Here is a 233-nt window from a genome sequence, read left to right as displayed (position 1 = left end):
CCCGCGCGCCAACGCCTGCAATTTTCAGTGGCAGGACCACGTTCTCCAACACGCTGGAGGTGTGGTTGAGGAAGAACTGTTGGAACACGAAGCCGAACATCTGGTTCCGAATGGTATTGAGCTTGCGCGCTGTCAGGGTCTTGGCGTCTGTGCCGCCAACGTGTACTTCACCTCCTCCGGGCGTATCGAGCAGGGCGAGCAAGTGCATCAGGGTGGACTTGCCGGACCCGCTC

1 protein-coding gene is annotated in these 233 nt (G+C 60.1%); it reads right to left on the bottom strand.

Translation table 11 applies throughout. From position 1 onward, the window contains the following. The coding region (locus tag SB724_RS21990) for an ATP-binding cassette domain-containing protein (RefSeq protein ID WP_410573220.1) at positions 1 to 233 on the bottom strand (233 nt) is incomplete at both ends.

Source organism: Bacillus sp. SIMBA_031 (assembly GCF_046535225.1).
GTDB classification, from domain to species: Bacteria; Bacillota; Bacilli; order Bacillales; family Bacillaceae; genus Bacillus; species Bacillus velezensis.
Note: the sequence above shows the minus strand (reverse complement) of the source record. Positions and strands in the feature narration are given on the sequence as shown.